General features: G+C 76.0%; 1 pseudogene. It reads left to right on the forward strand.

Annotated elements, in window-relative coordinates:
• Window positions 1–98 precede the first annotated feature (98 nt).
• Window positions 99–580: pseudogene (locus tag RCG67_RS17140) on the forward strand (proteasome ATPase); the annotation flags it as partial.

Below are 580 nucleotides of genomic sequence, written 5' to 3' on the forward strand. Positions count from 1 at the left end.
GGGAGCACCGCCCCCGGGTCCGCCGGTGCCGGGACCACGTCCGCCGAGCCCACGGCCGCGGCGGACGCCGCCGCGGGGGAGGACCAGGAGGACCGCCCGTGAGCGAGACCCCCCAGCAGGCCGCGCCCGCCGACGCCGAGCAGGCGCGCCGCGCCCTGGTCACCGCCCAGCGGCAGGTCAACGTCCTCCGGGACCAGAAGCGCGCCCTCGACAAGCAGCTGGCCGCCGCCGGGACGCAGAACCAGAAGCTCGTGCGCCTGCTCGACGCCACCCGCACCGAGATCGGCCAGCTCAAGCGCGCCCTGGAGAACGACCTCGTCCCGCCGCTGAGCCTGGGCACCGTCGTGCAGGTCAACCCCGGCCGGGCGCCCGTGGGCGAGCAGACCGGCAGCGGCCCCGCCGTCACCGAGCGGACCCTGGACGTCCTCGTCGCCGGCCGGCGCATGCGGGTGGCGCTGAGCCCCCTCGTGAGCTTCGCCGCGTGCGAGCCCGGCCGCCAGGTGCTGCTCGACCAGAATTACACCGTCGGGGCCGTCCTGGACTACGAGCAGACGGGGGAGATCGCCACCGTCAAGGAGAT

Origin of the sequence: Kocuria cellulosilytica, from assembly GCF_040981245.1 — a bacterium.
In the GTDB taxonomy this organism is placed as follows: domain Bacteria; phylum Actinomycetota; class Actinomycetes; order Actinomycetales; family Micrococcaceae; genus Kocuria; species Kocuria cellulosilytica.